This window comes from Sphingobacterium bovisgrunnientis (genome assembly GCF_009829085.1).
GTDB classification, from domain to species: domain Bacteria; phylum Bacteroidota; class Bacteroidia; order Sphingobacteriales; family Sphingobacteriaceae; genus Sphingobacterium; species Sphingobacterium bovisgrunnientis.
Genome location: NZ_WUQY01000005.1, coordinates 1 through 21,002 on the forward strand (window position 1 = coordinate 1; position 21,002 = coordinate 21,002).

22 protein-coding genes are annotated in these 21,002 nt (G+C 35.6%); 7 read left to right on the plus strand and 15 right to left on the minus strand.

Annotated elements, in window-relative coordinates; all coding sequences use genetic code 11:
• Positions 1-191: 191 nt before the first annotated feature.
• From recA to GOQ16_RS03970, 4 genes are all read right to left on the minus strand, one after another.
• Positions 192-1,217 carry a recombinase RecA gene (gene recA / locus GOQ16_RS03960; protein WP_160068117.1) on the minus strand — a complete coding sequence of 342 codons (1,026 nt, stop codon included), beginning with the start codon at positions 1,215-1,217 and terminating at the stop codon, positions 192-194.
• Positions 1,218-1,324: 107 nt separating this feature from the next.
• Positions 1,325-1,993 (minus strand): endonuclease III, encoded by a 669-nt coding sequence (nth, locus tag GOQ16_RS03965; protein WP_160068119.1) that lies wholly within the window; start codon positions 1,991-1,993, stop codon positions 1,325-1,327.
• Between the two features lie 69 nt (positions 1,994-2,062).
• Positions 2,063-2,239 carry a hypothetical protein gene (locus GOQ16_RS17520; protein WP_188347407.1) on the minus strand — a complete coding sequence of 59 codons (177 nt, stop codon included), beginning with the start codon at positions 2,237-2,239 and terminating at the stop codon, positions 2,063-2,065.
• Between the two features lie 67 nt (positions 2,240-2,306).
• Entirely contained in the window at positions 2,307-3,932 is a 1,626-nt protein-coding gene (locus GOQ16_RS03970; protein ID WP_160068121.1) for a S8 family peptidase, read from the minus strand.
• A 217-nt stretch (positions 3,933-4,149) separates the two neighbouring features.
• Here GOQ16_RS03970 and GOQ16_RS03975 point away from each other — a divergent pair, with 217 nt between their 5' ends.
• Both GOQ16_RS03975 and GOQ16_RS03980 read left to right on the plus strand, forming a co-directional pair.
• Positions 4,150-6,282 (plus strand): S9 family peptidase, encoded by a 2,133-nt coding sequence (locus GOQ16_RS03975; protein ID WP_240140956.1) that lies wholly within the window; start codon positions 4,150-4,152, stop codon positions 6,280-6,282.
• Positions 6,283-6,296: 14 nt separating this feature from the next.
• Positions 6,297-6,878, plus strand: a complete 582-nt coding sequence (locus tag GOQ16_RS03980) for a YceI family protein (protein ID WP_160068124.1) — start codon at positions 6,297-6,299, stop codon at positions 6,876-6,878.
• Positions 6,879-6,933: 55 nt separating this feature from the next.
• Here GOQ16_RS03980 and GOQ16_RS18105 read toward each other — a convergent pair whose 3' ends face one another.
• The 5 genes from GOQ16_RS18105 to GOQ16_RS04005 form a co-directional block, all read right to left on the minus strand.
• Positions 6,934-7,092 (minus strand): FeoB-associated Cys-rich membrane protein, encoded by a 159-nt coding sequence (locus GOQ16_RS18105; RefSeq protein ID WP_160068125.1) that lies wholly within the window; start codon positions 7,090-7,092, stop codon positions 6,934-6,936.
• Positions 7,093-7,098: 6 nt separating this feature from the next.
• Entirely contained in the window at positions 7,099-9,201 is a 2,103-nt protein-coding gene (gene feoB, locus GOQ16_RS03990) for a ferrous iron transport protein B (protein ID WP_160068126.1), read from the minus strand.
• Entirely contained in the window at positions 9,201-9,440 is a 240-nt protein-coding gene (locus GOQ16_RS03995; RefSeq protein WP_149914229.1) for a FeoA family protein, read from the minus strand. Before GOQ16_RS03995 ends, feoB begins: the two co-directional genes overlap by 1 nt.
• A gap of 195 nt (positions 9,441-9,635) precedes the next feature.
• Positions 9,636-10,523: a ZIP family metal transporter gene (locus GOQ16_RS04000; RefSeq protein WP_160068127.1), complete on the minus strand. Its 888-nt coding sequence runs from the start codon at positions 10,521-10,523 to the stop codon at positions 9,636-9,638.
• Between the two features lie 7 nt (positions 10,524-10,530).
• Positions 10,531-11,121: a phosphatase PAP2 family protein gene (locus tag GOQ16_RS04005; protein WP_149914231.1), complete on the minus strand. Its 591-nt coding sequence runs from the start codon at positions 11,119-11,121 to the stop codon at positions 10,531-10,533.
• A 191-nt stretch (positions 11,122-11,312) separates the two neighbouring features.
• Between GOQ16_RS04005 and glmM the strand changes: the two genes are divergently transcribed.
• Positions 11,313-12,698: a phosphoglucosamine mutase gene (gene glmM, locus GOQ16_RS04010; protein ID WP_160068128.1), complete on the plus strand. Its 1,386-nt coding sequence runs from the start codon at positions 11,313-11,315 to the stop codon at positions 12,696-12,698.
• Positions 12,699-12,757: 59 nt separating this feature from the next.
• On the opposite strand, the gene GOQ16_RS04015 is transcribed toward glmM, so the two are convergent.
• Both GOQ16_RS04015 and GOQ16_RS04020 read right to left on the minus strand, forming a co-directional pair.
• Positions 12,758-12,955 carry a YqaE/Pmp3 family membrane protein gene (locus tag GOQ16_RS04015; protein WP_160068129.1) on the minus strand — a complete coding sequence of 66 codons (198 nt, stop codon included), beginning with the start codon at positions 12,953-12,955 and terminating at the stop codon, positions 12,758-12,760.
• 14 nt (positions 12,956-12,969) lie between these two features.
• Positions 12,970-13,260, minus strand: coding sequence for a DUF4342 domain-containing protein (locus GOQ16_RS04020; protein WP_160068130.1), 291 nt, complete (start codon positions 13,258-13,260; stop codon positions 12,970-12,972).
• 200 nt (positions 13,261-13,460) lie between these two features.
• Between GOQ16_RS04020 and GOQ16_RS04025 the strand changes: the two genes are divergently transcribed.
• Positions 13,461-13,916 carry a hypothetical protein gene (locus GOQ16_RS04025; protein ID WP_160068131.1) on the plus strand — a complete coding sequence of 152 codons (456 nt, stop codon included), beginning with the start codon at positions 13,461-13,463 and terminating at the stop codon, positions 13,914-13,916.
• Between the two features lie 22 nt (positions 13,917-13,938).
• Here the strand turns inward: GOQ16_RS04025 and GOQ16_RS04030 are convergent, their stop codons facing one another.
• Positions 13,939-14,571, minus strand: coding sequence for a response regulator transcription factor (locus GOQ16_RS04030; RefSeq protein WP_160068132.1), 633 nt, complete (start codon positions 14,569-14,571; stop codon positions 13,939-13,941).
• A 63-nt stretch (positions 14,572-14,634) separates the two neighbouring features.
• Entirely contained in the window at positions 14,635-14,898 is a 264-nt protein-coding gene (locus tag GOQ16_RS04035) for an ATP-binding protein (RefSeq protein ID WP_369073897.1), read from the minus strand.
• 114 nt (positions 14,899-15,012) lie between these two features.
• On the opposite strand from GOQ16_RS04035, the gene GOQ16_RS04040 reads away from it, so the two are divergent.
• Positions 15,013-16,065: a hypothetical protein gene (locus GOQ16_RS04040; protein ID WP_160068134.1), complete on the plus strand. Its 1,053-nt coding sequence runs from the start codon at positions 15,013-15,015 to the stop codon at positions 16,063-16,065.
• An 80-nt stretch (positions 16,066-16,145) separates the two neighbouring features.
• On the opposite strand, the gene GOQ16_RS04045 is transcribed toward GOQ16_RS04040, so the two are convergent.
• On the minus strand, positions 16,146-16,874 hold the full coding sequence (locus GOQ16_RS04045; RefSeq protein WP_160068135.1) for a tRNA threonylcarbamoyladenosine dehydratase: 729 nt from the start codon (positions 16,872-16,874) through the stop codon (positions 16,146-16,148).
• Positions 16,871-17,527, minus strand: coding sequence for a TatD family hydrolase (locus GOQ16_RS04050; protein WP_160068136.1), 657 nt, complete (start codon positions 17,525-17,527; stop codon positions 16,871-16,873). Before GOQ16_RS04050 ends, GOQ16_RS04045 begins: the two co-directional genes overlap by 4 nt.
• A gap of 103 nt (positions 17,528-17,630) precedes the next feature.
• Here GOQ16_RS04050 and GOQ16_RS04055 point away from each other — a divergent pair, with 103 nt between their 5' ends.
• Both GOQ16_RS04055 and GOQ16_RS04060 read left to right on the plus strand, forming a co-directional pair.
• Positions 17,631-20,570 carry a DNA polymerase III subunit alpha gene (locus tag GOQ16_RS04055; protein ID WP_160068137.1) on the plus strand — a complete coding sequence of 980 codons (2,940 nt, stop codon included), beginning with the start codon at positions 17,631-17,633 and terminating at the stop codon, positions 20,568-20,570.
• Positions 20,571-20,594: 24 nt separating this feature from the next.
• On the plus strand, positions 20,595-20,984 hold the full coding sequence (locus GOQ16_RS04060; RefSeq protein WP_160068138.1) for a hypothetical protein: 390 nt from the start codon (positions 20,595-20,597) through the stop codon (positions 20,982-20,984).
• The last annotated feature ends 18 nt before the right edge of the window (positions 20,985-21,002 follow it).

The following is a 21,002-nucleotide window of genomic DNA, read 5'->3' on the forward strand; positions in this document are numbered from 1 at the left end:
GCACTTTTTTCTACTGCTACGCAGTTGGATTTTAAATCTCTAAATTAACTATTTTTTTCTATTGCGTAATCTGGGTTTAATTAAACTGAAATGGCTGGATAAATTGCTTTGCGTCTTGTTGTAGTAATAACATAAATACAAAAGGAGCTTACTAATTCTAGAAAGCTCCTTTTAAAACATATTAAGGATTGTTATTCTTCATTATTTAAGATGGCTTGATCCAACGCCTCACCACTTACCTCAGCTCTAATTTTAGCTTCTAATTCATCTGCTAAATCAGGATTATCTAAAAGTAAATTTTTAACTGCATCACGACCTTGACCTAATTTTGTGTCACCATAACTAAACCAAGAGCCTGCTTTTTTGATAATGTTGTATTCTACTCCTAAGTCTATAATTTCGCCCACTTTAGAGATACCTTCACCAAACATAATGTCAAATTCAGCAATACGGAATGGAGGAGCAACTTTATTTTTAACAATTTTAACCTTTACACGGTTACCAGATACCTCGTCAGAATCTTTAATCTGCGAAGTACGACGAATATCTAGACGTACTGAAGCATAAAATTTCAAGGCATTACCACCCGTAGTAGTCTCTGGGTTGCCAAACATAACACCAATTTTTTCACGTAATTGGTTGATAAATATACAACAACAGTTTGTTTTAGAAATTGTACCTGTTAATTTACGCAAGGCTTGAGACATTAGACGTGCTTGAAGACCCATTTTAGAATCACCCATTTCACCTTCTATTTCACCTTTAGGAACTAATGCAGCCACAGAGTCTATAACGATAACATCAATAGCTCCTGAACGAATTAAGTTGTCCGCAATTTCTAGTCCTTGCTCACCATTATCAGGCTGAGAAATCAATAAGTTTTCTACATCAACACCTAATTTTTGTGCGTAGTACTTGTCAAAAGCATGTTCAGCATCTATAATAGCAGCAATACCGCCTTTTTTCTGCGCTTCTGCAACGATATGTGTAGCTAAAGTTGTTTTACCAGATGATTCAGGTCCATAGATTTCTATAATACGGCCTTTTGGTACACCACCAATACCTAATGCAATATCTAATCCCAAAGAACCAGTAGAAATAGCTGCAATCGGCTCGACAGCCGAATCACCTAATTTCATAATGGTACCTTTACCATAAGATTTTTCTAATTTATCTAGAGTAAGCTGTAATGCTTTTAATTTATCTGCGTTGCTCATATTTTTAGTATTAACGATTCAAAAGTAAGATTATATTTTTTATTTACAAAACTTTTTACTAAAAAAATTAGTTTAGTGTAATGACACTAAAAATACAAGGAAAATTGTTATTGTTCTACGTTGTTGATAACTTTTGTTTTATATGTTTTTTCAAAGTACTTGCAAAAATGAGTAATTGGGCACATCTCACATTTTGGTCTTCGTGCTAAACAAGTATATCTACCATGTAAAATCAACCAATGATGAGCAACCTTAATTGTCTCAACTGGAAGAAATTTTACCAATTGTTTTTCTACAGCTAATGGGGTTGTAGCTCTTGTCGTTAATCCTAACCGATTACTAACACGAAAAACGTGCGTATCTACTGCCATTGCTGGATTGTTATAAACTACAGATGAAATTACATTAGCTGTTTTCCTCCCTACACCAGGTAATTTTACCAAATCTTCAATCTTTTCTGGTACTACGCCGTTGAACTCGGATAGGAGCTTTTGTCCCATGCCAACTAAATGTTTCGCTTTATTATTTGGGTAACTTACCGAACGAATATAGGAAAAAACTTCTTCGACTGAACTTTCAGCTAAAGATTCTGGTGTTGGATACCGCTCAAATAATGCGGGTGTGATTTGGTTGATACGTTTATCAGTGCATTGTGCAGAAAGTATTACCGCAATTAGTAATTCAAAAGGATTACTATAATGAAGTTCTGTCTGAGCATCGGGATTATGCGTAGAAAAGTATTCTACAAAAGCTTTGTATCTGTCTTTTTTCAACATATACAAAGATAAACTTTATACATTATGTATGGAAAATAACAAAGTCTCTAAATTTTAGAGACTTTGTATTTATTTCTTACTAAACGATTTTGAATATTGAAGAATGTTATCAATCGTAGATTGATTTGGTTCTATACCTAAATTTTTGATTTCCTCTTTAATTTTTGCTTCGAATTTGTCTTCAATTTTATTTTCTACATCGTTAGTGTAAGTTTTTTCTTCTGTTTGAGTAAAGTTTTCTACCATAAGCAATTGATTATTTATTATATAAACGTAGTAACATTTGCTTTATTGTGAGAAATTTAACTTTTTTTTACTTTTTCGAATTTATATAATTATTAGCTTCTACTATTGCATTATATGCATTCACTATTCCACCACTCACAGAGATTTCATCCAAGTAAACTTTTTTAGTGCTACCATCTTTTTTGATTTTAACTTTTTGATCAACTTTGGTAACGGATTTCATAAGTATTTCTTTAACCTCTTTAGCAGATAATTGTGGGTAATATGCTCGTAATAATGCCGCAACACCTGAAGCAACTGGAGCTGCCATACTTGTTCCTTGTTGCTCTTTGTATTTATTTTCTGGCATCGTAGAATTAATTTCAACCCCTGGAGCAAATAAATCTACAGATCTATAACCAAAATTTGAAAAGTTTGCTAACAATTCATCATTAACTTTCCAAGACGTAGCACCAACGGTTAGGTAATTGTTCGCTTCACCAGTTACGGCATTTTCTTTGTTGGTGAAGTACTTAGAAGGATAATTTGGATTGATGTCAATATCTTTAGCATCATTACCTGCGGCATGCACGAGCATAACATCTTTTTCTTGCGCATAGCGAATCGCTTCATCTACCGCTTCTTTATTGTAAAAATAACCTTTACCGAAACTCATGTTGATGATTTTTGCCCCATTATCGACCGCATAACGAATACCATTTGCGACATCCTTATCACGCTCATCACCATTAGGAACTACGCGTAATGACATAATTTGAACATTATCAGCGATACCATTGATACCAATATTGTTATTGCGTTTAGCCGCAATGATACCAGCCACGTGTGTACCATGGCCTGCATCAGGACCTTTTACATCTGGGTTTCCATAGTATCTTTCTGTAGCATCTTCATAGTTGTCACCTACGATATGGCGAGGATCAAACTCTTTATTCAAATGATACTTAATCTGTGCGCCATAATACTCATCAGCTTCTTTGATGTCTTCGTAGAATTTTTCAAAGCTATCTTTCTCTGTCGCTCTTTTGATAACGGAAAGTGCAGTTTTGATATCTCTATTCTCCGATTTGTAATTGTCAATATCCGCTTTCGTTATATCTTTCGGCTCTTTTCCAATTTCAGCAACAAATTTGTCCACATTCATTTTTAGCCTACCATAGTTCGTATTCCCAAAATTTGCTTCATCATACTTGGTCGTATAATCTGAAATCATTTTTTGATAATTAACAAATTCACGACGTTGTGCCTCATTTAGTTTTGTTGTGGGCAATACAGAAGCATATAAGGGATCGTATTTTGCTATCAAACGTGTAACTTCTAGGTTATCGTAATTAACATTTTCGCCATTAGCGTTACCAATAAAGTTCCAACCATATTTATCATCAATATAGCCGTTATTATCATCATCTTTTCCGTTTTTATTAGACTCTTTTTTGTTGATCCAAAGTACATCTTTCAAGTCTTCGTGGTAGACATCTACACCACCATCGATTACGGCAACGATTACAGGAGTTGCTTTTCTACCTTTCAGCAGTTCATAGGCTTTTTCTGTACTTACACCCATGATGCCATCTGATTTATAATCTAAATTGTACCAATTAGCTGGAGCTTTGTCTTTTTTATCTTGTGCGATACTTGAAAGAGGGAGTATACTAATACCGAATAAAGCAATTAGAAGTTTTATATTACGCATATTTCAATTTAAATAAAATTCGAACAAATATAGTGCTATTATTATGCCAGTAAGATGTTAAAAAAAGGTAAAAAATTAGATGTAACTTAAATATTGCAAATATAAAATTCTCTTTTTTCTTAACTTGTACAAGATAGTAATCTTTAAATATAAATAATTTTAGGTAAAATTTATTACCCTTAATATTTTAACTATGTTCGCCTCAAAAAATAATTGGATGATAATTTTAAGTTTGGCAGGGGTGTCATGTTCTCAAAAAGCAGAAAAGTCATCTGTCACATGGCCTGAAGCTCAGGCACCCCTAGCGGATATCAAACCGCATAACCGTATAATACATGGAGATACAGTTGTCGATAATTATTATTGGCTGAATGATTTTTTCAAAAAAGGACCAGATTCTGCGAATGTAGTCAAATACCTAGAAGCTGAAAATGCGTACACAAAGGAAATGATGGATGGAACCGAAGATTTTCAACAGCAGCTTTTTGAAGAGATGAAATCGCGCATCAAGGAGAAAGATGAGTCTGTACCATATTTCTACAATGGTTATTATTATTACAACCGTACTGAAGAAGGAAAACAATATTATAAATACTGCCGTAAGAAAGGTTCGTTGGATGCACCAGAAGAGATTTTGCTGGATGTAGATAAGATGGCTGAAGGCAAACCTTATTATGCAATTGGTGGCGCTTCGGTGAGCCCAGACAATAAATTATTGGTGTTTGGAGTAGATGAAGTTTCTCGAAGAGAATATGTCTTGCATATTAAGAATCTCGAGACAGGCGAAATCTATGCAGATAGAATTACACGTACGAGTGGGGGTGCTACTTGGGCTGCTGATAATAAGACCTTATTTTATACATCTAAAAACCCAGTGACGCTTTTGTCTGAAAAAATAAAACGCCATACATTGGGCACAGATGCGAGCCAAGACGCTACAGTGTACGAGGAAAAAGATAATACAAATTACATCGGCGTAGGCAAGTCTAAAGATGGTAAATATATCTTTATTCAGTCCCAAAGTACAATGAGTTCAGAGGTTCGTTACTTGCCTTCCGATACCCCAAATGGAATCTTTAATGTATTCCAACCACGCGTGAAGGATGTGCTATATTCTGTGACACCTTTGGCTGATAAATTCTTAGTTCGAACAAACGCGGATGGTGCTAAAAACTTTAAAATTGTTGAAACACCATTAGATAAGACCGCTAAAGAAAATTGGAAAGATTTTATTCCGCATAGAAATGATGTGTTAATTGAAGGAATTGACGAATTCAAAGAATTCTTAGTTGTTTCAGAGCGTAAAAATGGTTTAACAAATCTTTCTATTCGTAATTTAACAGATAATTCTATTCATGACTTGGACTTTGGCGAAGCTGCTTTTACGGTGTATTCAAGTACAAATGCTGAGTATAATACGGATGTGGTTCGTTATGGTTATACCTCCATGGTGACGCCTTCCTCGACTTTCGATTATAATATGAAAACAAAGGAAAAAACTTTGTTAAAACAACAAGAGGTTTTGGGTGGATATAACCCAGAGGAGTATGTGACCGAACGTACTTTCGCAACAGCGACAGATGGTACACAAGTTCCGATTTCGTTGGTATATAAAAAGGGGACTAAGAAGGATGGTTCTGCACCATTATTCCTTTACGCTTATGGTTCTTACGGAGCGTCTATGGATCCAACTTTTAGTTCTATTCGTTTGTCTTTATTGAATCGTGGATTTATCTACGCTATTGCGCACATCCGTGGAGGAGAAGAAATGGGACGTCAATGGTACGAGGATGGAAAAATGATGAAAAAGATCAATACATTTACGGATTTCATCGATTGTGGTAAATATTTGATTGATAATAAATATACGTCCAAAGGTCATTTGTATGCCGAGGGTGGTAGTGCTGGGGGATTGTTGATGGGTGCGGTGATTAATATGGCTCCAGATCTTTGGAATGGCGTAATTGCAGCTGTACCTTTTGTAGATGTCGTAAATACCATGTTGGATGAGACGATTCCTTTGACCACAAACGAATACGATGAATGGGGGAATCCAAACAATAAGGAAGCGTATGAATACATGAAGTCCTATTCTCCATACGAAAATATTGAGGAGAAAGAATATCCAAATCTGTTGGTAACAACAGGATTGCACGATAGCCAAGTTCAATATTTCGAGCCTGCAAAATGGGTTGCGAAGTTGAGAACTAAGAAAAAAGGGGATAACGTAATTTTGTTAAAAACGGATATGGATTTTGGTCATGGTGGAGCATCTGGACGCTTCGATTACTTGAAAGATCAAGCTTTGGAATGGGCGTTTATTTTAAAACTAGAAGGAATTACTAAATAATAAAATTTAAATATATGTTGAAACATAAAATCTTACTCGCAGTATTCGTCATGTTTACTGTATTTGCTTATGCGCAAAAATCAGAAACTTTTGTAGTGAATCGGAGTAAGTCATTAGTAAATTGGGCTGGAAAGAAAATTGTTGGTGGTAATACAGAAGGAACCATCTTAGTTTCAAAAGGTTCTTTGGTATTTGCCAATAAAAATTTGAAATCGGGTGAAATCGTAATGGACGCAACTTCTATTTCATCAGAAAAGGCTTCACCAAGGTTGGTTGCGCATTTGAAAAATCCAGATTTCTTTGATGTTGAAAAATTTCCAAAGGCTTCTTTTACTATTACTTCAGTAAAGACAGATAAAAATGTGGCGCAGATTTCGGGCAAGATGACTATTAAAGGGATTACGAAAGATTTAACTTTTCCTGCGGAAATTACATACGGAAAAGATGTTGTTATTGCGAAAGCTACTGGCGTAAAAGTAAATCGTACGTTGTACGATGTAAAGTATCGCTCGGGAAGCATTTTCTCTGGGTTGGGTGATGGTGCTATCGAAGATGATTTTGTATTAGATATCACATTAGTCGGAGAGAAAAAATAAAATATTACTTTACACAAAAAGAAATGGCTTTGAAATACATCAAAGCCATTTTTTGTTATATGTTTTTAGTACTAGTTTTAGTCATATCGCATCCACAGCCTTGACCACATCCGCTTTGCGATTTGGATTTGCTAGGCAAAAATTTCCGAACCAAAGTGATCACGGCCATAATAAAGATGACAGCGATGATGATGTATTGAATAGTTAATGACATAGTATTCTATTTTAAAAGTTGATACGCTAACAACGCCGCGATGTAAGCCAATCCAGTCATAAATCCAGTCTGAATCGCTGTCCACTTCCAAGAGCCTGTTTCTTTACGAACAACTCCTATTGTAGCCATACATTGCATTGCAAATGCGTAGAATAATAATAACGAAATTCCTGTTGCAAAATTATAGGTTGGTTCACCTGTATTTTTATTGATTTCAGATTTCATACGCGAGAATAGTGTTTGTTTTTGGTCTTCATCTTCGATGTCCACATCAGCCCCCAAAGAGTAAACTACAGCTACAGTTCCCACGAATACTTCACGAGCGGCAAAGGATGCTATCAAACCAATACCTATTTTCCAATCGTATCCTAAAGGACGAATTACGGGTTCAATTCCTCTACCCAAATAGCCTAAATAGGAATATTCCATCTGGTAAGCCGAAACTTCATTTGCGATTTCATCTTCAGAAAGTTCTGGTTTTTCGACTGCAATGTATTTTTCAGGATCTGAGAAACGATCATTTGGACCGAAACTACCCAATACCCAAAGGATAATTGAAATGGCTAATATAATCTTACCAGCGCCTAGAAGAAAGCCTAATGATTTTTCCCAGACGGTATTCAATACGTTTTTGAAATCCGGTAACTTGTACGTTGGTAATTCGAAAATCAAGTAGGAGTTACGCACAGATTTGATTATTTTATTAAGCACTAACGCAGAAAATAGCGCACCTAAAATACCCAAAATATACATTCCGAATAAGGTAATACCTTGTAGATTGAAGCCTAATACTTCTGTCTCCGGGATGACCAATCCTATAATAACAATATAAATTGGCAATCGCGCTGCACAAGTCATAAAAGGTGTTACCAACATAGTCAGCAATCGTTCTTTTGGATTTTCAATGTTACGTGCAGACATTACCGCTGGAATAGCACAGGCTACGCCTGACATCAATGGAATTACAGATTTACCATTCAAACCGAAAGGTTTCAGCCATCTATCCATCAAGAATACAACACGAGACATATATCCAGTTTCTTCCATCAGGGAAATGAACAAGAATAGAATAATAATCTGTGGTAAGAAAATCACAATACCCCCAATACCAGCAATTATTCCATTTACAATTAAATCATTTAGAGGTCCTGCTGGGAAATTAGCACCAACAAATTCTCCCAATAATGAAAACGAACCATCTACCCAATCCATTAATGGACCAGACCAACTGTATATTGCTTGGAATATTAGGAACAGAATTCCGAAGAAGATAACGTAGCCGAAGATCGGATGTAATAAGATATTATCTACTTGCTCTGTTGCTGAAAACTTTTTGTTTTCGGATTTAGTAACGATTTGTTCCAATTCACGCTGCACAACATCATGACGGATAATAGCTTCGTCTTTTTGGAGCTGTTGTGTACTAATTTGGTATTTTTCTCTTATCGCTTTTAAATTATCTGCATTCGCAGAAGTAATCGAAGTTTGGTACTCAAGTGCAAGATAAAGCCATGTTTTGTATTCCGTATCTAAAGGGAATAGTTTTTTAGCTTCTTGGATTGCATCTTGATATTTAACAGGTAAATCTATTGCGCCAAAGTAAGGGCCTACTTCTTGATCAAATCCTTTTATAAGTTCATCAATACCTTTACCTGTACGCGCATTAGTCTTATAAACTTTTGTTTTTAAATATTGCTCCAATTTGCTGTAGACAATATTTAGACCCTTTGCCGATATTTCGTCTTCCATATTGATGACAAAAATGGCAGGCAAACCAATTTCACGAACTTGTTGGTAGATAATGACACCACGACTAATAGTACTTGGCTCAGATACAACAACGACAAGTTCAGGATAATCCTTGTTGTCTTTTTGTAATAATGTTTTGAGTACAACTTCCTCATCCAATGAGTTTGGAAATAGGGTATATGTACCTGGTAAATCAATGATGGAATATTCCTGACCATTAGCATTGACAGTACCCTGTCTTTTTTCTACCGTGATACCAGGGTAGTTACCTACTTTTTGGTGAAGTTTTGTTATTCTATTAAAAAGAGAAGTTTTTCCTACATTGGGATTCCCCAGTAGCGCTATTGTCTTTTTTGTCATTATATTTTGTTAGCTAAAATTAGAGCTGCTTCAGATTTTCGAATAGCTATTAAAGAATCGTCATGTTTTATTTGAATGCATACCGGACCATCAAAAGGCGCTTTGTGCTTAATCTTTATGGTAGATCCTGGCGCAAAACCTAATTCATAAAATTTAGCGGGTAATGAGTCGTTTAAGAAAGAATCAATTACGGCTTCATCATTTTTGCTAAGCTTATCCAGTGAAACTTTATTTTGCATAGTATATGTTTGAATGATATCGATTTCAAAAATCAAAGGTACTTAAAATAGGCTGAGAGGCGGTTAGACTTTGTGTCAAAAATTTGTTGTATTATTTAGAATTATTAAAAATAAGGTTTTATCTAAGCAAAGGACAAAAAAAATCCAAATTTCATACTATAGAAATTTGGATTTACTTTATTTCAGAAATTAAAATTAATGATTGTGTCCTTCATGGTCATCATGATCATGTCCATCATGACTGTGGTCATGCACTTCGTGGTTGTGATCATCATGTGAATGGTCGTGGTTATGATTGTGGTGCTCATGATTATGTTCATCATGAGAATGTCCGTGATCGCCATGACTATGATCATGTGTAGGGAATAAGAATGTCGTTAAAGATAAACCAATACCTAAAAATACAGCAGCCATTTTCTGTTTATTGAATTTGTGGTGGTCCGCTGAACCTGATTCGAAGAGAATAGTAGTTGAAATATGTAAGAAGATACCAATCACAACAGCCATGATTTTGTCAAAGTGCTGCGCAATATTGCTTACTTCCCCGTCACTCAAAAACTTGCTCGTCAAAAAACCAAGTGGAGTCATTGCTGCGAATATTAACAATAGTACAGTGATTGTTTGTTTATTTAGACGCGTATTTAACAATAAACTTCCTAATGCGAAAGCCGCTGGAATATGGTGAATTGCAATACCAAATACCAATTGGCTTTGGTGTCCTGCAACCAACGGCATCCCTTCTAAGAATGCGTGCAGACATAAGCTGATCATTATTCCTAACGGAAAACCAGCGTTTTCATGATGATGAATATGACCATGTTCGATACCTTGCGAAAATTGCTCCAGCAATAGTTGAAAAATAAATCCTCCTAAAATGTATAAACCTATGATTTCAGGACTTGTATTGCCATCATGGTACGCATGTGGAATCAAATGTAATACTGTAATAGCAAACAAATATGCTCCACTGAAAGATAAAATTAACTTGAGGTAATTTGTATTATCGCGTTTTACAAAAAATACTGCTAAACCAGCAATGAATGCTGACACAAATAGTATAGCAATAATAAGGATTGGACTCATAGAATATTTATGTTGTTAAATTTTGTCTGTTTTCTAAGAAGGACGGTACGAATCGGTTAAATAAATAACCTGAGGTGAGTCCGATGGCCATACCCAATAATGCTCCAAAAAGTATATCAAAAGGATAGTGGACACCTACATAGATTTGTGAGAATGAGATCGCAGCAGCCCAAAGAATACATAACCAAAGTGTATGACGCCATTTGCGACGGAATAATACAATCCAGAAAAATGCCATTGCAAAGTGATTGGTAGCATGTGAACTGGTAAAACTATAACCAGAGCCACATCGTACGCGAACATTTACATCGTGCTTAAATTCAATATCATTACACGGACGAATACGTTTTATATTTTTCTTAATTAGATGAGAGGATACAGCATCTGAGATGCCGAAATTCATCAATGTACACGCCACGATTAGTATTCCCAATTTACCATAATGTTTGATAAAAAATATAATGAGAAATAAATATAAAGGAGCCCACGTGAATGGATTTCTTAATATAGGAAGCAACCAATCAAATACTGGATTACTCAATCCTTGATTTATAGCCAAAAATATTTCCTTATCTAATTCTATGATTTGTTGTAACATATGTTTGATTTCGGTTTATGTATTAAGAAGTTAAAAATACATTATTTTCACCCAAAGTGAAATAGTATTTTATTCTAAAATACACAAAGTTGCAACAAAGGTAGGTTTTTTGTGATTATTTAAGAATATAAACTTGACATTTTTTTTTAATGTCTTATTTTTACACAACAATAAACTTTTCAAAAATCATTATGACTTTAATAAAATCCATTTCTGGAATACGTGGTACCATTGGCGGAAGAGCATCTGAAGGACTGACGCCGATCGATATCGTCAAATTTACGGCTGCTTTTGGTAAAATCTTAATTAGCAAATCCGGTAATAAAAAAATCGTTTTGGGTCGTGACGCACGTGAGTCAGGAGAAATGGTGACTAATTTGGTTGTTGGAACTTTGCAAAGTATTGGTGCTGAAGTTATCAATTTGGGATTATCCACGACGCCAACCGTTGAAATCGCTGTACCACTGGAAAAAGCAGCAGGTGGAATTATTTTGACAGCTTCGCACAATCCTGGTCAATGGAATGCCTTAAAGTTGTTGAATGAAAAAGGTGAATTCATTTCAGACGCAGAAGGAAAAGAAGTGTTGGCTTTGGGTGAAAGTTTGGATTTTGACTTTGCTGAAGTTCAAGATTTAGGTCAAGTAATCAATGATGACTCATACTTACAAAAGCATATAGATGCGGTACTTGCATTGGAATATGTGGACGTAGAGGCTATAAAAAATGCAAATTTCAAAGTAGCGGTGGATGCAGTAAATAGTACGGGTGGAATTTTTATTCCGGCTCTATTAGAAGCTTTAGGTGTACAGACTATTTTTAAAATTCACTGTGAGCCTAACGGCAAATTCCCACACAATCCAGAACCATTAAAAGAACATTTGACAGACTTATCAGCTGCAGTTTTAGAGAATGGTGCTGATCTAGGTATTGCAGTAGATCCTGATGTTGACCGTTTGGTGTTTATGATGGAAGATGGCGAATTGTTCGGTGAAGAATATACTTTAGTTGCGGTAGCGGACTATTTGCTTTCAAAACAAAAGGGAAACACAGTTTCGAATCTTTCATCAACTCGTGCTTTGCGAGATGTCACAGTGAAGCATGGCGGTGAGTATTTTGCTGCTGCAGTAGGCGAGGTAAATGTGGTTACTAAAATGAAAGAAGTAGACGCGGTTATTGGTGGCGAAGGTAATGGTGGTGTGATCTATCCAGCTTCGCACTATGGTCGTGATGCTTTGGTAGGGGTTGCAATTTTATTGTCTCACCTTGCAAAATTAGGAATGAAAATGTCAGAATACCGGGCAGAACTTCCGCAATATTACATGTCAAAAAATAAGATCACACTGACACCAGAGTTGGATATTGATGGTTTATTGGATGCGATGCAAAAGAAATATGCACACGAAAATCATACCACTATTGATGGCTTAAAAATTGATTTTGAAAACGAATGGGTGCATTTGCGCAAATCAAATACAGAGCCAATCATTCGTATTTATTCAGAAGGCCCAACACCTGAAGCCGCAGAAGCAATCGCGCAAAAGATTATGAATGAAATGCAAGAAATTATTTCAAAATAAAAACAAAGCCCTATCAAAAATTTTGATAGGGCTTTTCATATAATAATTAAACACGTATTCTACACAAAGTGCGCATGCTGATAATGTCTTTGGAATCTCTTTTTATTCTTAGCATCTAGATGCGCTGCTACTGCCCAAATAGCTGCTGGCAACCATCCTATTAACGTACACTGAAGAATAACACATAGGATTCCTACTAGGATTTTGCCACGTAAAAAGAAAGACAGCCAAGGTAATAAAACGGCTATAAGTATCATTATGCTTTGTAAAATTAAACTAAAGGATTTTCTTCTTCAACTACTGTTTCTTCAGTTTTAGGCTCATCGTCTTTGCGTTCAACAATGATTTTGCATTCTGCAACGATAGCTGCAATAGCGCCCACAGCAGCAAATATTGGCGCAAGTAGTACACCTACAATTCCGATAGATACTGGAAAACTAATGATTTCTTTTTCATTCTTATCAGCTATAGTAACCTTAGTTACGTTAGCATCATTAAACAAATCTTTTACTTTTTTAAGTAAATTTTCACCTGAGATATTGAATGTTTCTTTGTAAGCCATGATTTCTATGTTTTAATATGTTTTTATCAATTATGTTTCTGATTATGTTTCAAAAGTAGGCAATGATTTAGCTTCTTTTTATGCGAATTAGGTGAAAACGATGAGTTAATCGGTGAATGACTGTTCTGGCTCGGTTAATATTTACGATTTTGAGACTTTTTGGGTAAATTTATATTATCTACAATAAGCAATTACAGAAGATGAATTATACAATTAAACACAGTTTTTGGGACGCAAAAACTGAACTACTTCGCGATGGGCATGTAATAGGAAGCATTGAAAGCAGTGGTTTTTTGAGATATACTACAACAGGTTATTTACACGATAAAGTATTCACATTCGCGAATAGGGGAGTTTTTTCTTCACGAACAGAAATATTTGACCATTGTAATAACTTAATTGGTGATATCGAATATGCGAAATGGTCATCAAAAGCAGAAGTAGATTTGAATGGATTAAAATATTATTGGAAACCTTCTAATTTTTGGGCAACTAAATGGATATTAGAAGATCAATATAATAATGAGATTCATTTGGCAAAAAATGAGTTTTCTGTAAATTATAGTACTTATGAGGATAATGAATTTTTGTTTCTGTTAGCCACATTTTTATTATTCAATCATCATCGCAAATTGACTGCATCAGGTGCTGCATAAAAATGCATTATAGCCATTTATTTTATATTGCCATATTTACAGCACTTACCTTGTTATTGACTTGAAGTTTGCGGTAAATGTTTTCTATGTGCTTTCGTACAGTTCCTTCGCTGATAAATAATCGGTCAGCAATTTGTTTACAACCTAGTCCATTTTTTAGTTCTTTCAAAATATCCATTTCACGTTGGGATAATATATTTTCTACCGTAGGAGACGAAGATGCTAATGAAGACTTTTTAATATAATTTAAGGTTTTGAGTGCTATTCCTGCAGACATTGCCGCATTACCACAATACACATCTACAATGGATTTATGTATAGTAAATTCATCTTTATCTTTCAATAAATATCCCGATGCACCTGCCAATATCGCATTAAAAATCTTTTCATCATCATCGAATGTTGTAAGCATTAATACTTTGACTTCTGAATAAATATCTTTTAGATTTTTCGTTGCAGTAATGCCATCTAAAATAGGCATATCGATATCCATTAAAACTACATCAACTAATTGTTGCTGATATTTTTCTATTAAATCAACACCATTATTTGCAATTAACAACACCTCTACATCCTCGAAATTTTCTAACTTCTTTAGAATGGATTTCAAAGCTAAGACATTATCTTCTGCTATACCTATACATATTTTTTGCATACTATTTTTATTAACAAAGTACACGAATATTATCTTTCATCACCATACGCAAAGTTGCGTATATTAATTTATTGTCAATTCAACTTGTATATCAGTACCTTCTTGCACTTTACTGAATAAAGTATAATTCGCATCAATTTCTAGGGCGTGCTGCTTCATGTTTTTCAATCCAAAACTGGCTTTTGTAGTATTATTTTCAAAGCCAATACCATTGTCTTTAATATGAATTTGTAATTTATGATGCTTTACATTTACATGCACAATTATTTGCGTCGCTTTGCTATGTTTTAAGCTATTATTGGTCGCTGTTCTGGTGTGGAATATTATTTAAAATACGAATTATTGCGTATTGTAGGATTTATCGATGATTAGGATTTTTATATAAAATAATTATAGGTCTGAAATACCTGGAATTATTGATGAAACTTAACTTATTAACTAATGAAAAGATTTTTTATAATAGCATTACTTCTAGGAAGTTTTGAGAGCTATAGCAAAACACTTGGCGATTTTACTCCTACGACAAACCCCAGCTTTGCTTTAGGAAAGGCTAAGGGCGAGAAAGATATTTATATCGCTAGTTTTACAGTGAATTATCAGGTTTACAATGAAAAAGAAGATTTTAAGCAGGGGGGGCGCGCATTTGGTGGTGGAGCGTTTAAAGGTGATGCTTTGGCTGCACTTTCTGTAGGATTGACAGGAATTTCGGAGCAGGATGTCCAATCGACAACTGACAAATTGTATCAAGACTTTTTGGCTACGATCAAAGCAAAAGGACTGAACGTAATTACAGCTGATCAAGCTGGTAAAGCGGATACTTATAGTGATTATACTCGATTAGAAGGAGGGAGGGTGAGTAAGTCTCAATACGATGGTTTGTTGTCTGTCACGCCTACAGGATATAGTTATTATGTGAAAAGTATAAAAAAGGATGGTAAGGAGAAGAAGGGCGGATTTTTGGGACAGCCTCATTTTGTATATGGCAAGTTATCCAAAGATTTAGATGATGCTATTATTGCTAATGTAGAGCTTTTTGTGACTTTTGTGAAGGATAAAAACGCTTGGGGTGGTGCTGGTGCAAATGTAAAAGTAGAAACACAATTGCGCGTTGCAGCTGTCGAAGGAATCGTTAACAAAAGTGACGCAAAAATTAAATTGAAAGGACAAAATAGCGTTGAGATGGTAACGAGTACAGTAGAATTTTATCGTGGAAAGGCAGGGGCTGGACCAGAAACGATGCATGTTGGTATTCTGAAAAAACCTCTATTAATCAATGGTGTGGTCGAGTCGAAGAAGCTTCAAAGTTTTGCCGCAAATCGGACAGATTTTACAGGCACTTCAGCTGGACTTTATACTTTTTACAATCCTGAAAATGTAAAAAGTACAAATTCAAATGTAATCCAAGTCGATGGTGCACAATATGCTAAAGGTACGTATGAGGCCTGTAAAAAGTTGATTGATCACCATACGAACGAATTTTTTAGTAAGCTTTAGTGTTCATAATTCATAAGTAGGTTTTAATATCCCTAATTAAAATCAAGAGGCTTAATCTGTGTGAATTAAGCCTCTATTTTTTATACTTTCTTTCCGATCAAATCTCGAATCGCCACCGAAGCAATTGCGCCTCCAAATGCGGCTGGCAAATACGACATAGTACCATAAGCCGATTTTTTATAATTACTTCCATCCGTATACAATAAAGAAGCTTTATCTGGTAATTCTGTCGAGAAAGCAACTTTCACACCTTCACGAATATCATGTTTACGTAGTTTTTTACGGATGTGTTGTGCTAATTTACAATTATACGTTTTGCTGATATCGGCAATTTGGATTTTCGTAGGATCTACTTTACCACCCGCACCCATCGAGCTCACGAAAGGAATTTTGGCTGCATACGCTTGACGTATCAAAAATAATTTTGGAGTAATACTGTCAATAGCTTCAACGATATAATCTGGTTTTTCAGCGATAAGCATTTCGACACGATCAGGGATTACAAATTCTTCGTAAACTGTCAAATCCAATTCTGGATTAATGTCCAACAAACGTTGTTTCATAATTTCAGATTTTGCTACGCCGTGATTTGTTGCCAATGCAGGAAGCTGTCTGTTGCGGTTAGAAGGATCTACTGTATCGCCATCGATAATCGTCATTTTGCCGACACCCGCACGTGCGATAAATTCTGCCGCAAAGGAACCAACACCACCTAAGCCCAATACCAAAACATGTGAATTTGCTAATTTCTCTAGAGCCTCACGGCCAATTAATGCCTCTGTTCTTGATAACCAAGATAAATCTTTCATGCCAATATGTTGTATCTAAATACGTTCTGAAAATTTTTGACTATTTGTTCTTGCAAATCAAACATGCTGATTTTTCGAATGCTGCAAAAATAAGAATAAATATCTACTACATTGGTAGATATATCATCAGTTTCGAAGAAAATTTTAGTTAAATCTACCGATTTTATGAAATCGTCTTGATTTCCCTTCAAAATAGAAGACCCTAAGCTAACAAAATACTCTTGTTGAAGAATGGAATTTCCTAATTCCGCTTTTTTGTTGAATCCATGAAAAACAACAGGAACGTTAACTTTTTGCTCTTTCAGAATAGCAAGAACTTCTTGATAAGCGCGTACGCAATGAATAATTAATGGCTTTTGCAATACATTAGCTAATTGAATTTGCTTTTCAAAAATTTCGATCTGTAATTGCCAATTCGTTTCGGTGATTTTGTCCAATCCACATTCGCCAATGGCTAAGATATTTTCAGCAGTAGCAGATGATTTCAATAATTCAAATTGAATGTCTTTTTCTTTATCTATATGCCAAGGATGAATCCCAACTGAACAAATTTCTTTTGGAAAATTTTCTTCTCCAATGATACAATTCAGTAATTGAAAAGTATTTGAATCTTTTTTCAGTTGATGGGTATGAATGTCGATATATGTCAGCATTGATGTAATTTACAAAAAGAAGTCAGCATGTTGCACAACGAGTGTTGAAATATTTTACTAAAAAATTTAGCAAAATATTATTTTGAATACCTAGTTTTGCATTATGTTTTTGAATTGCAAGACTTGGTTTAGTTTTCATTATGGCACCTACGAGCCAGCCATATTAATTGATCAGGCGTATAAATTAGGGATAAAATCTCTAGCGCTGACGAATATTAATTCGACGGCTGATTGTTGGGATTTTGTGCGTAAATGTCAAGAAGTTGGTATAAAGCCGATTATTGGTACAGAAGTGCGTAATGAAGACAATTTCTGCTATGTGTTATTAGCGAAGAATAATGCAGGTCTGTTGGCGATACATACTTTCTTGTCTTACCATAAACAAAAGCAAAATCCTTTTCCTGCACGTCCAAGCTTTACCGCACAAGATGTGTGGGTGATTTATCGTTATGAAGAGCATATTTTGCAGCAACAATTGGGGGCGCATGAGTTAATTGGTTTGGATATTCCGCATCTAAATAATCTGACTTGGCAGCTGCATTTGGAATTGGACAAATATGTGATTTTGCATCCTGTTACTTTTCAGGACAAAACATATTATGACGTACACCGTATTTTGCGCGCCATCGCGAAGAATACCTTGCTTTCGAAATTGACTAAGGATGATTATGCGGGAGAGGGAGAGGTGTTATTGGAAGAACAAGAGTTGGTTGGTGCTTTTGCGCGCTTCCCTTCTGTAATTTCCAAAACTATGCAGGTCGTCAATTCCTGTGCTATCGAAATAGAATTTCATACGGATAAGAACCGTAAATATTTCACAACTTCCGAAGAAGATGATTCTGCGCTATTGCGAAAATTAGCGATGGAAGGTTGTAAAGTACGCTACGGACTTAGAAATAAAGAAGCGATCGAACGGGTAGAGAAAGAGTTAAAAATGATAGCCGACTTAGGTTTCAACGCTTACTTTTTGATTGTTTGGGATATTTTGCGCTATGCAAACGAACGGGGATTTTATCATGTGGGACGAGGGAGTGGAGCCAATTCCGTAGTTGCGTATTGTTTGCGCATTACAGATGTGGACCCGATAAAGTTGGATTTGTATTTCGAACGTTTTTTGAATCCAAATCGTACCTCGCCACCAGATTTTGATATTGATTTCAGTTGGCAAGATCGGGATGCGATTTTCGAATATATATTTATGCGCTATGGTCGACAGTATGTGTCTTTATTGGGCATGTATTCGACTTTTCAACGTCGTGCTATTGTTCGCGAATTGGGGAAAGTTTTTGGACTTCCAAAGGAAGAAATTGACCGTTTGGTGAGTGCTCGAGAATGGAATTCGGAAGATAAATTTCAACGTTGGATCAAGAAATATGGCGACCTGCTCTTGAATTTTCCGACCAACATTTCGGTACATGCGGGTGGCGTATTGATTAGTGATAAACCGTTGAATCAATATACGGTGACGGAATTACCGCCCAAAGGTTTTGTGACAGCACACATGGATATGTTTGAAGCAGATAGGATAGGGCTGTACAAATTTGATATTCTGAGTCAACGTGGATTGGGTCATATCAAAGATGCGTTGGAATTGATTGCCAAAAATCGCGGTAAGCACATAGATATTCATCAAGTGGATGATTTTTTTAATGATCCAAAATTGGCAAAGAAAATACGCCAAGCAGATACCATTGGCTGTTTTTATATTGAAAGTCCTGCTATGCGTCAGTTGTTGGGCAAGTTGAAATGTTCGGATTACATCACATTGGTTGCTGCCAGTTCGATTATTCGTCCTGGTGTGGCACAATCTGGGATGATGAAACAATATATCGAGCGTTATCACGATAGAGATAAAGTGGTGTACCTGCACCCAAAAATGGAGGAATTGCTCGAAGAAACGTACGGTGTCATGGTGTATCAAGAAGATGTGATTAAAGTAGCACATCATTTTGGTGGAATTTCATTGGATGAGGCAGATATTTTGCGACGAGCAATGAGCGGAAAATACCGTTCGGAAAATAAGTTTGAAAAATTGCGTAAGAAGTTCTTTTCTAACTGTCGTGGCTTTGGTTATGAAGAACATGTCACAACAGAAGTCTGGCGACAAATGGAAAGTTTTGGTGGATATTCTTTTGCGAAAGGGCATTCAGCTTCTTTTGCGGTAGAAAGTTACCAAAGTCTTTTTCTCAAAACCTATTATCCGCAGGAATTTTATGTAGCTGTTATTAACAATTTTGGTGGTTTCTACCGTACGGAATTTTACTTTCACGAATTGCGTCGCAATGGGGGAGATATTCAGCTTCCATGTTTGAATCACAGCGATTATTTGACCAATATTCATGGCAATAAAGTATATGTCGGTTTTATTCATTTGCAAGGTTTGGAAGAGCGTTTAGCACATCAAATTGTATCGGAACGAACGCAGAATGGTGCTTATCATGATTTGCAAGATGTTTTCCAACGTTTGCATCCTTCACCCGAACAATTGAATTTACTGATCCGAATAGGCGCGTTGCGGTTTACAGGTTTGGATAAGAAAACATTGCTTTGGGAAGCAAATTTCAAAAGTAAACGAGTAGAAAAGGAAGTTCCAGTTAGTTTGTTTGCTACTGATGAACTACATTTTTCGTTGCCAACATTTGAAGAAGACCGTTTGGAAGATTTGAAAGATGAATTGGATTTATTGGGATTTCTAATCGGTGATTTTTTTGAATTATTGGAAGAAAAATACTTGGATGGCGTAATTAAAGCCAAGGATTTACCAGTGTATTTAGGACAACAAATCAAAATCGTTGGACGTTTTGTGACACTGAAGGAAACCTGGACAATCAAAAATGACAGAATGTGTTTCGGAACTTTCTTGGACGCGGAGGGGGATTGGTTGGATACCGTACATTTTCCACCCGTATATAAGCAATATCCATTTTTAGGAACAGGCTTTTATGAAATTCACGGACGTGTGTTGGAAGAATTTGGGGTATATAGTATAGAAGTTTTAAGTATGCGCAAGCTAGGGTATAAGTTTGGAGCGAAGAAAAGATAAAAATAAAACACAAATAGATTAAAAATGAAAAAGTATTCTATTTTAATTCATCCTGCCGAATTGTTGGATGAAATTAAGAGAATTAAACAAGGTTTAAAATCTCTAATAGGTTGGTATAGTGGTGTTAATGCTTTAGCGCATTTTACAATTTGCGAGTTTTGGGCTGATGAAACACAGTTTGAAAGGGTAAAGCATGAGGTTTCAAAACTAACTGTTAATTGGTATAAGGATGTAATACTTTTAAATTCATTTGACACCTTTACAAGCGGTGCTTTTTACGTAAAGCCAGATGAGGATTCTAGTCTTTATTTAAAAGCCTTGTTTAAAGCTATCGCTGTCAAAGTAAAAGAAATAATTCCGAATGCTTATATCTGTACAACTCCGCATTTATACAATTGGAAGAAAATTAAGTGAAGAACAGTTACAAGTTGC

What these genes read in the sequence shown, in the direction of transcription:
- GOQ16_RS18105 (WP_160068125.1), bottom strand. Translation starts at nt 7,092, where the DNA reads ATGTCATTAACTATTCAATACATCATCATCGCTGTCATCTTTATTATG.
- GOQ16_RS03995 (WP_149914229.1), bottom strand. Translation starts at nt 9,440, where the DNA reads ATGCAAAATAAAGTTTCACTGGATAAGCTTAGCAAAAATGATGAAGCC.
- GOQ16_RS04020 (WP_160068130.1), bottom strand. Translation starts at nt 13,260, where the DNA reads ATGGCTTACAAAGAAACATTCAATATCTCAGGTGAAAATTTACTTAAA.
- GOQ16_RS03980 (WP_160068124.1), top strand. Translation starts at nt 6,297, where the DNA reads ATGTTGAAACATAAAATCTTACTCGCAGTATTCGTCATGTTTACTGTA.
- glmM (WP_160068128.1), top strand. Translation starts at nt 11,313, where the DNA reads ATGACTTTAATAAAATCCATTTCTGGAATACGTGGTACCATTGGCGGA.
- nth (WP_160068119.1), bottom strand. Translation starts at nt 1,993, where the DNA reads ATGTTGAAAAAAGACAGATACAAAGCTTTTGTAGAATACTTTTCTACG.
- GOQ16_RS04060 (WP_160068138.1), top strand. Translation starts at nt 20,595, where the DNA reads ATGAAAAAGTATTCTATTTTAATTCATCCTGCCGAATTGTTGGATGAA.
- feoB (WP_160068126.1), bottom strand. Translation starts at nt 9,201, where the DNA reads ATGACAAAAAAGACAATAGCGCTACTGGGGAATCCCAATGTAGGAAAA.
- GOQ16_RS04045 (WP_160068135.1), bottom strand. Translation starts at nt 16,874, where the DNA reads ATGAAAGATTTATCTTGGTTATCAAGAACAGAGGCATTAATTGGCCGT.
- GOQ16_RS04040 (WP_160068134.1), top strand. Translation starts at nt 15,013, where the DNA reads ATGAAAAGATTTTTTATAATAGCATTACTTCTAGGAAGTTTTGAGAGC.
- GOQ16_RS04025 (WP_160068131.1), top strand. Translation starts at nt 13,461, where the DNA reads ATGAATTATACAATTAAACACAGTTTTTGGGACGCAAAAACTGAACTA.
- GOQ16_RS04050 (WP_160068136.1), bottom strand. Translation starts at nt 17,527, where the DNA reads ATGCTGACATATATCGACATTCATACCCATCAACTGAAAAAAGATTCA.
- GOQ16_RS04000 (WP_160068127.1), bottom strand. Translation starts at nt 10,523, where the DNA reads ATGAGTCCAATCCTTATTATTGCTATACTATTTGTGTCAGCATTCATT.
- GOQ16_RS03970 (WP_160068121.1), bottom strand. Translation starts at nt 3,932, where the DNA reads ATGCGTAATATAAAACTTCTAATTGCTTTATTCGGTATTAGTATACTC.
- GOQ16_RS04055 (WP_160068137.1), top strand. Translation starts at nt 17,631, where the DNA reads ATGTTTTTGAATTGCAAGACTTGGTTTAGTTTTCATTATGGCACCTAC.
- GOQ16_RS03975 (WP_240140956.1), top strand. Translation starts at nt 4,150, where the DNA reads ATGATAATTTTAAGTTTGGCAGGGGTGTCATGTTCTCAAAAAGCAGAA.
- recA (WP_160068117.1), bottom strand. Translation starts at nt 1,217, where the DNA reads ATGAGCAACGCAGATAAATTAAAAGCATTACAGCTTACTCTAGATAAA.
- GOQ16_RS17520 (WP_188347407.1), bottom strand. Translation starts at nt 2,239, where the DNA reads ATGGTAGAAAACTTTACTCAAACAGAAGAAAAAACTTACACTAACGAT.
- GOQ16_RS04030 (WP_160068132.1), bottom strand. Translation starts at nt 14,571, where the DNA reads ATGCAAAAAATATGTATAGGTATAGCAGAAGATAATGTCTTAGCTTTG.
- GOQ16_RS04015 (WP_160068129.1), bottom strand. Translation starts at nt 12,955, where the DNA reads ATGATACTTATAGCCGTTTTATTACCTTGGCTGTCTTTCTTTTTACGT.
- GOQ16_RS04005 (WP_149914231.1), bottom strand. Translation starts at nt 11,121, where the DNA reads ATGTTACAACAAATCATAGAATTAGATAAGGAAATATTTTTGGCTATA.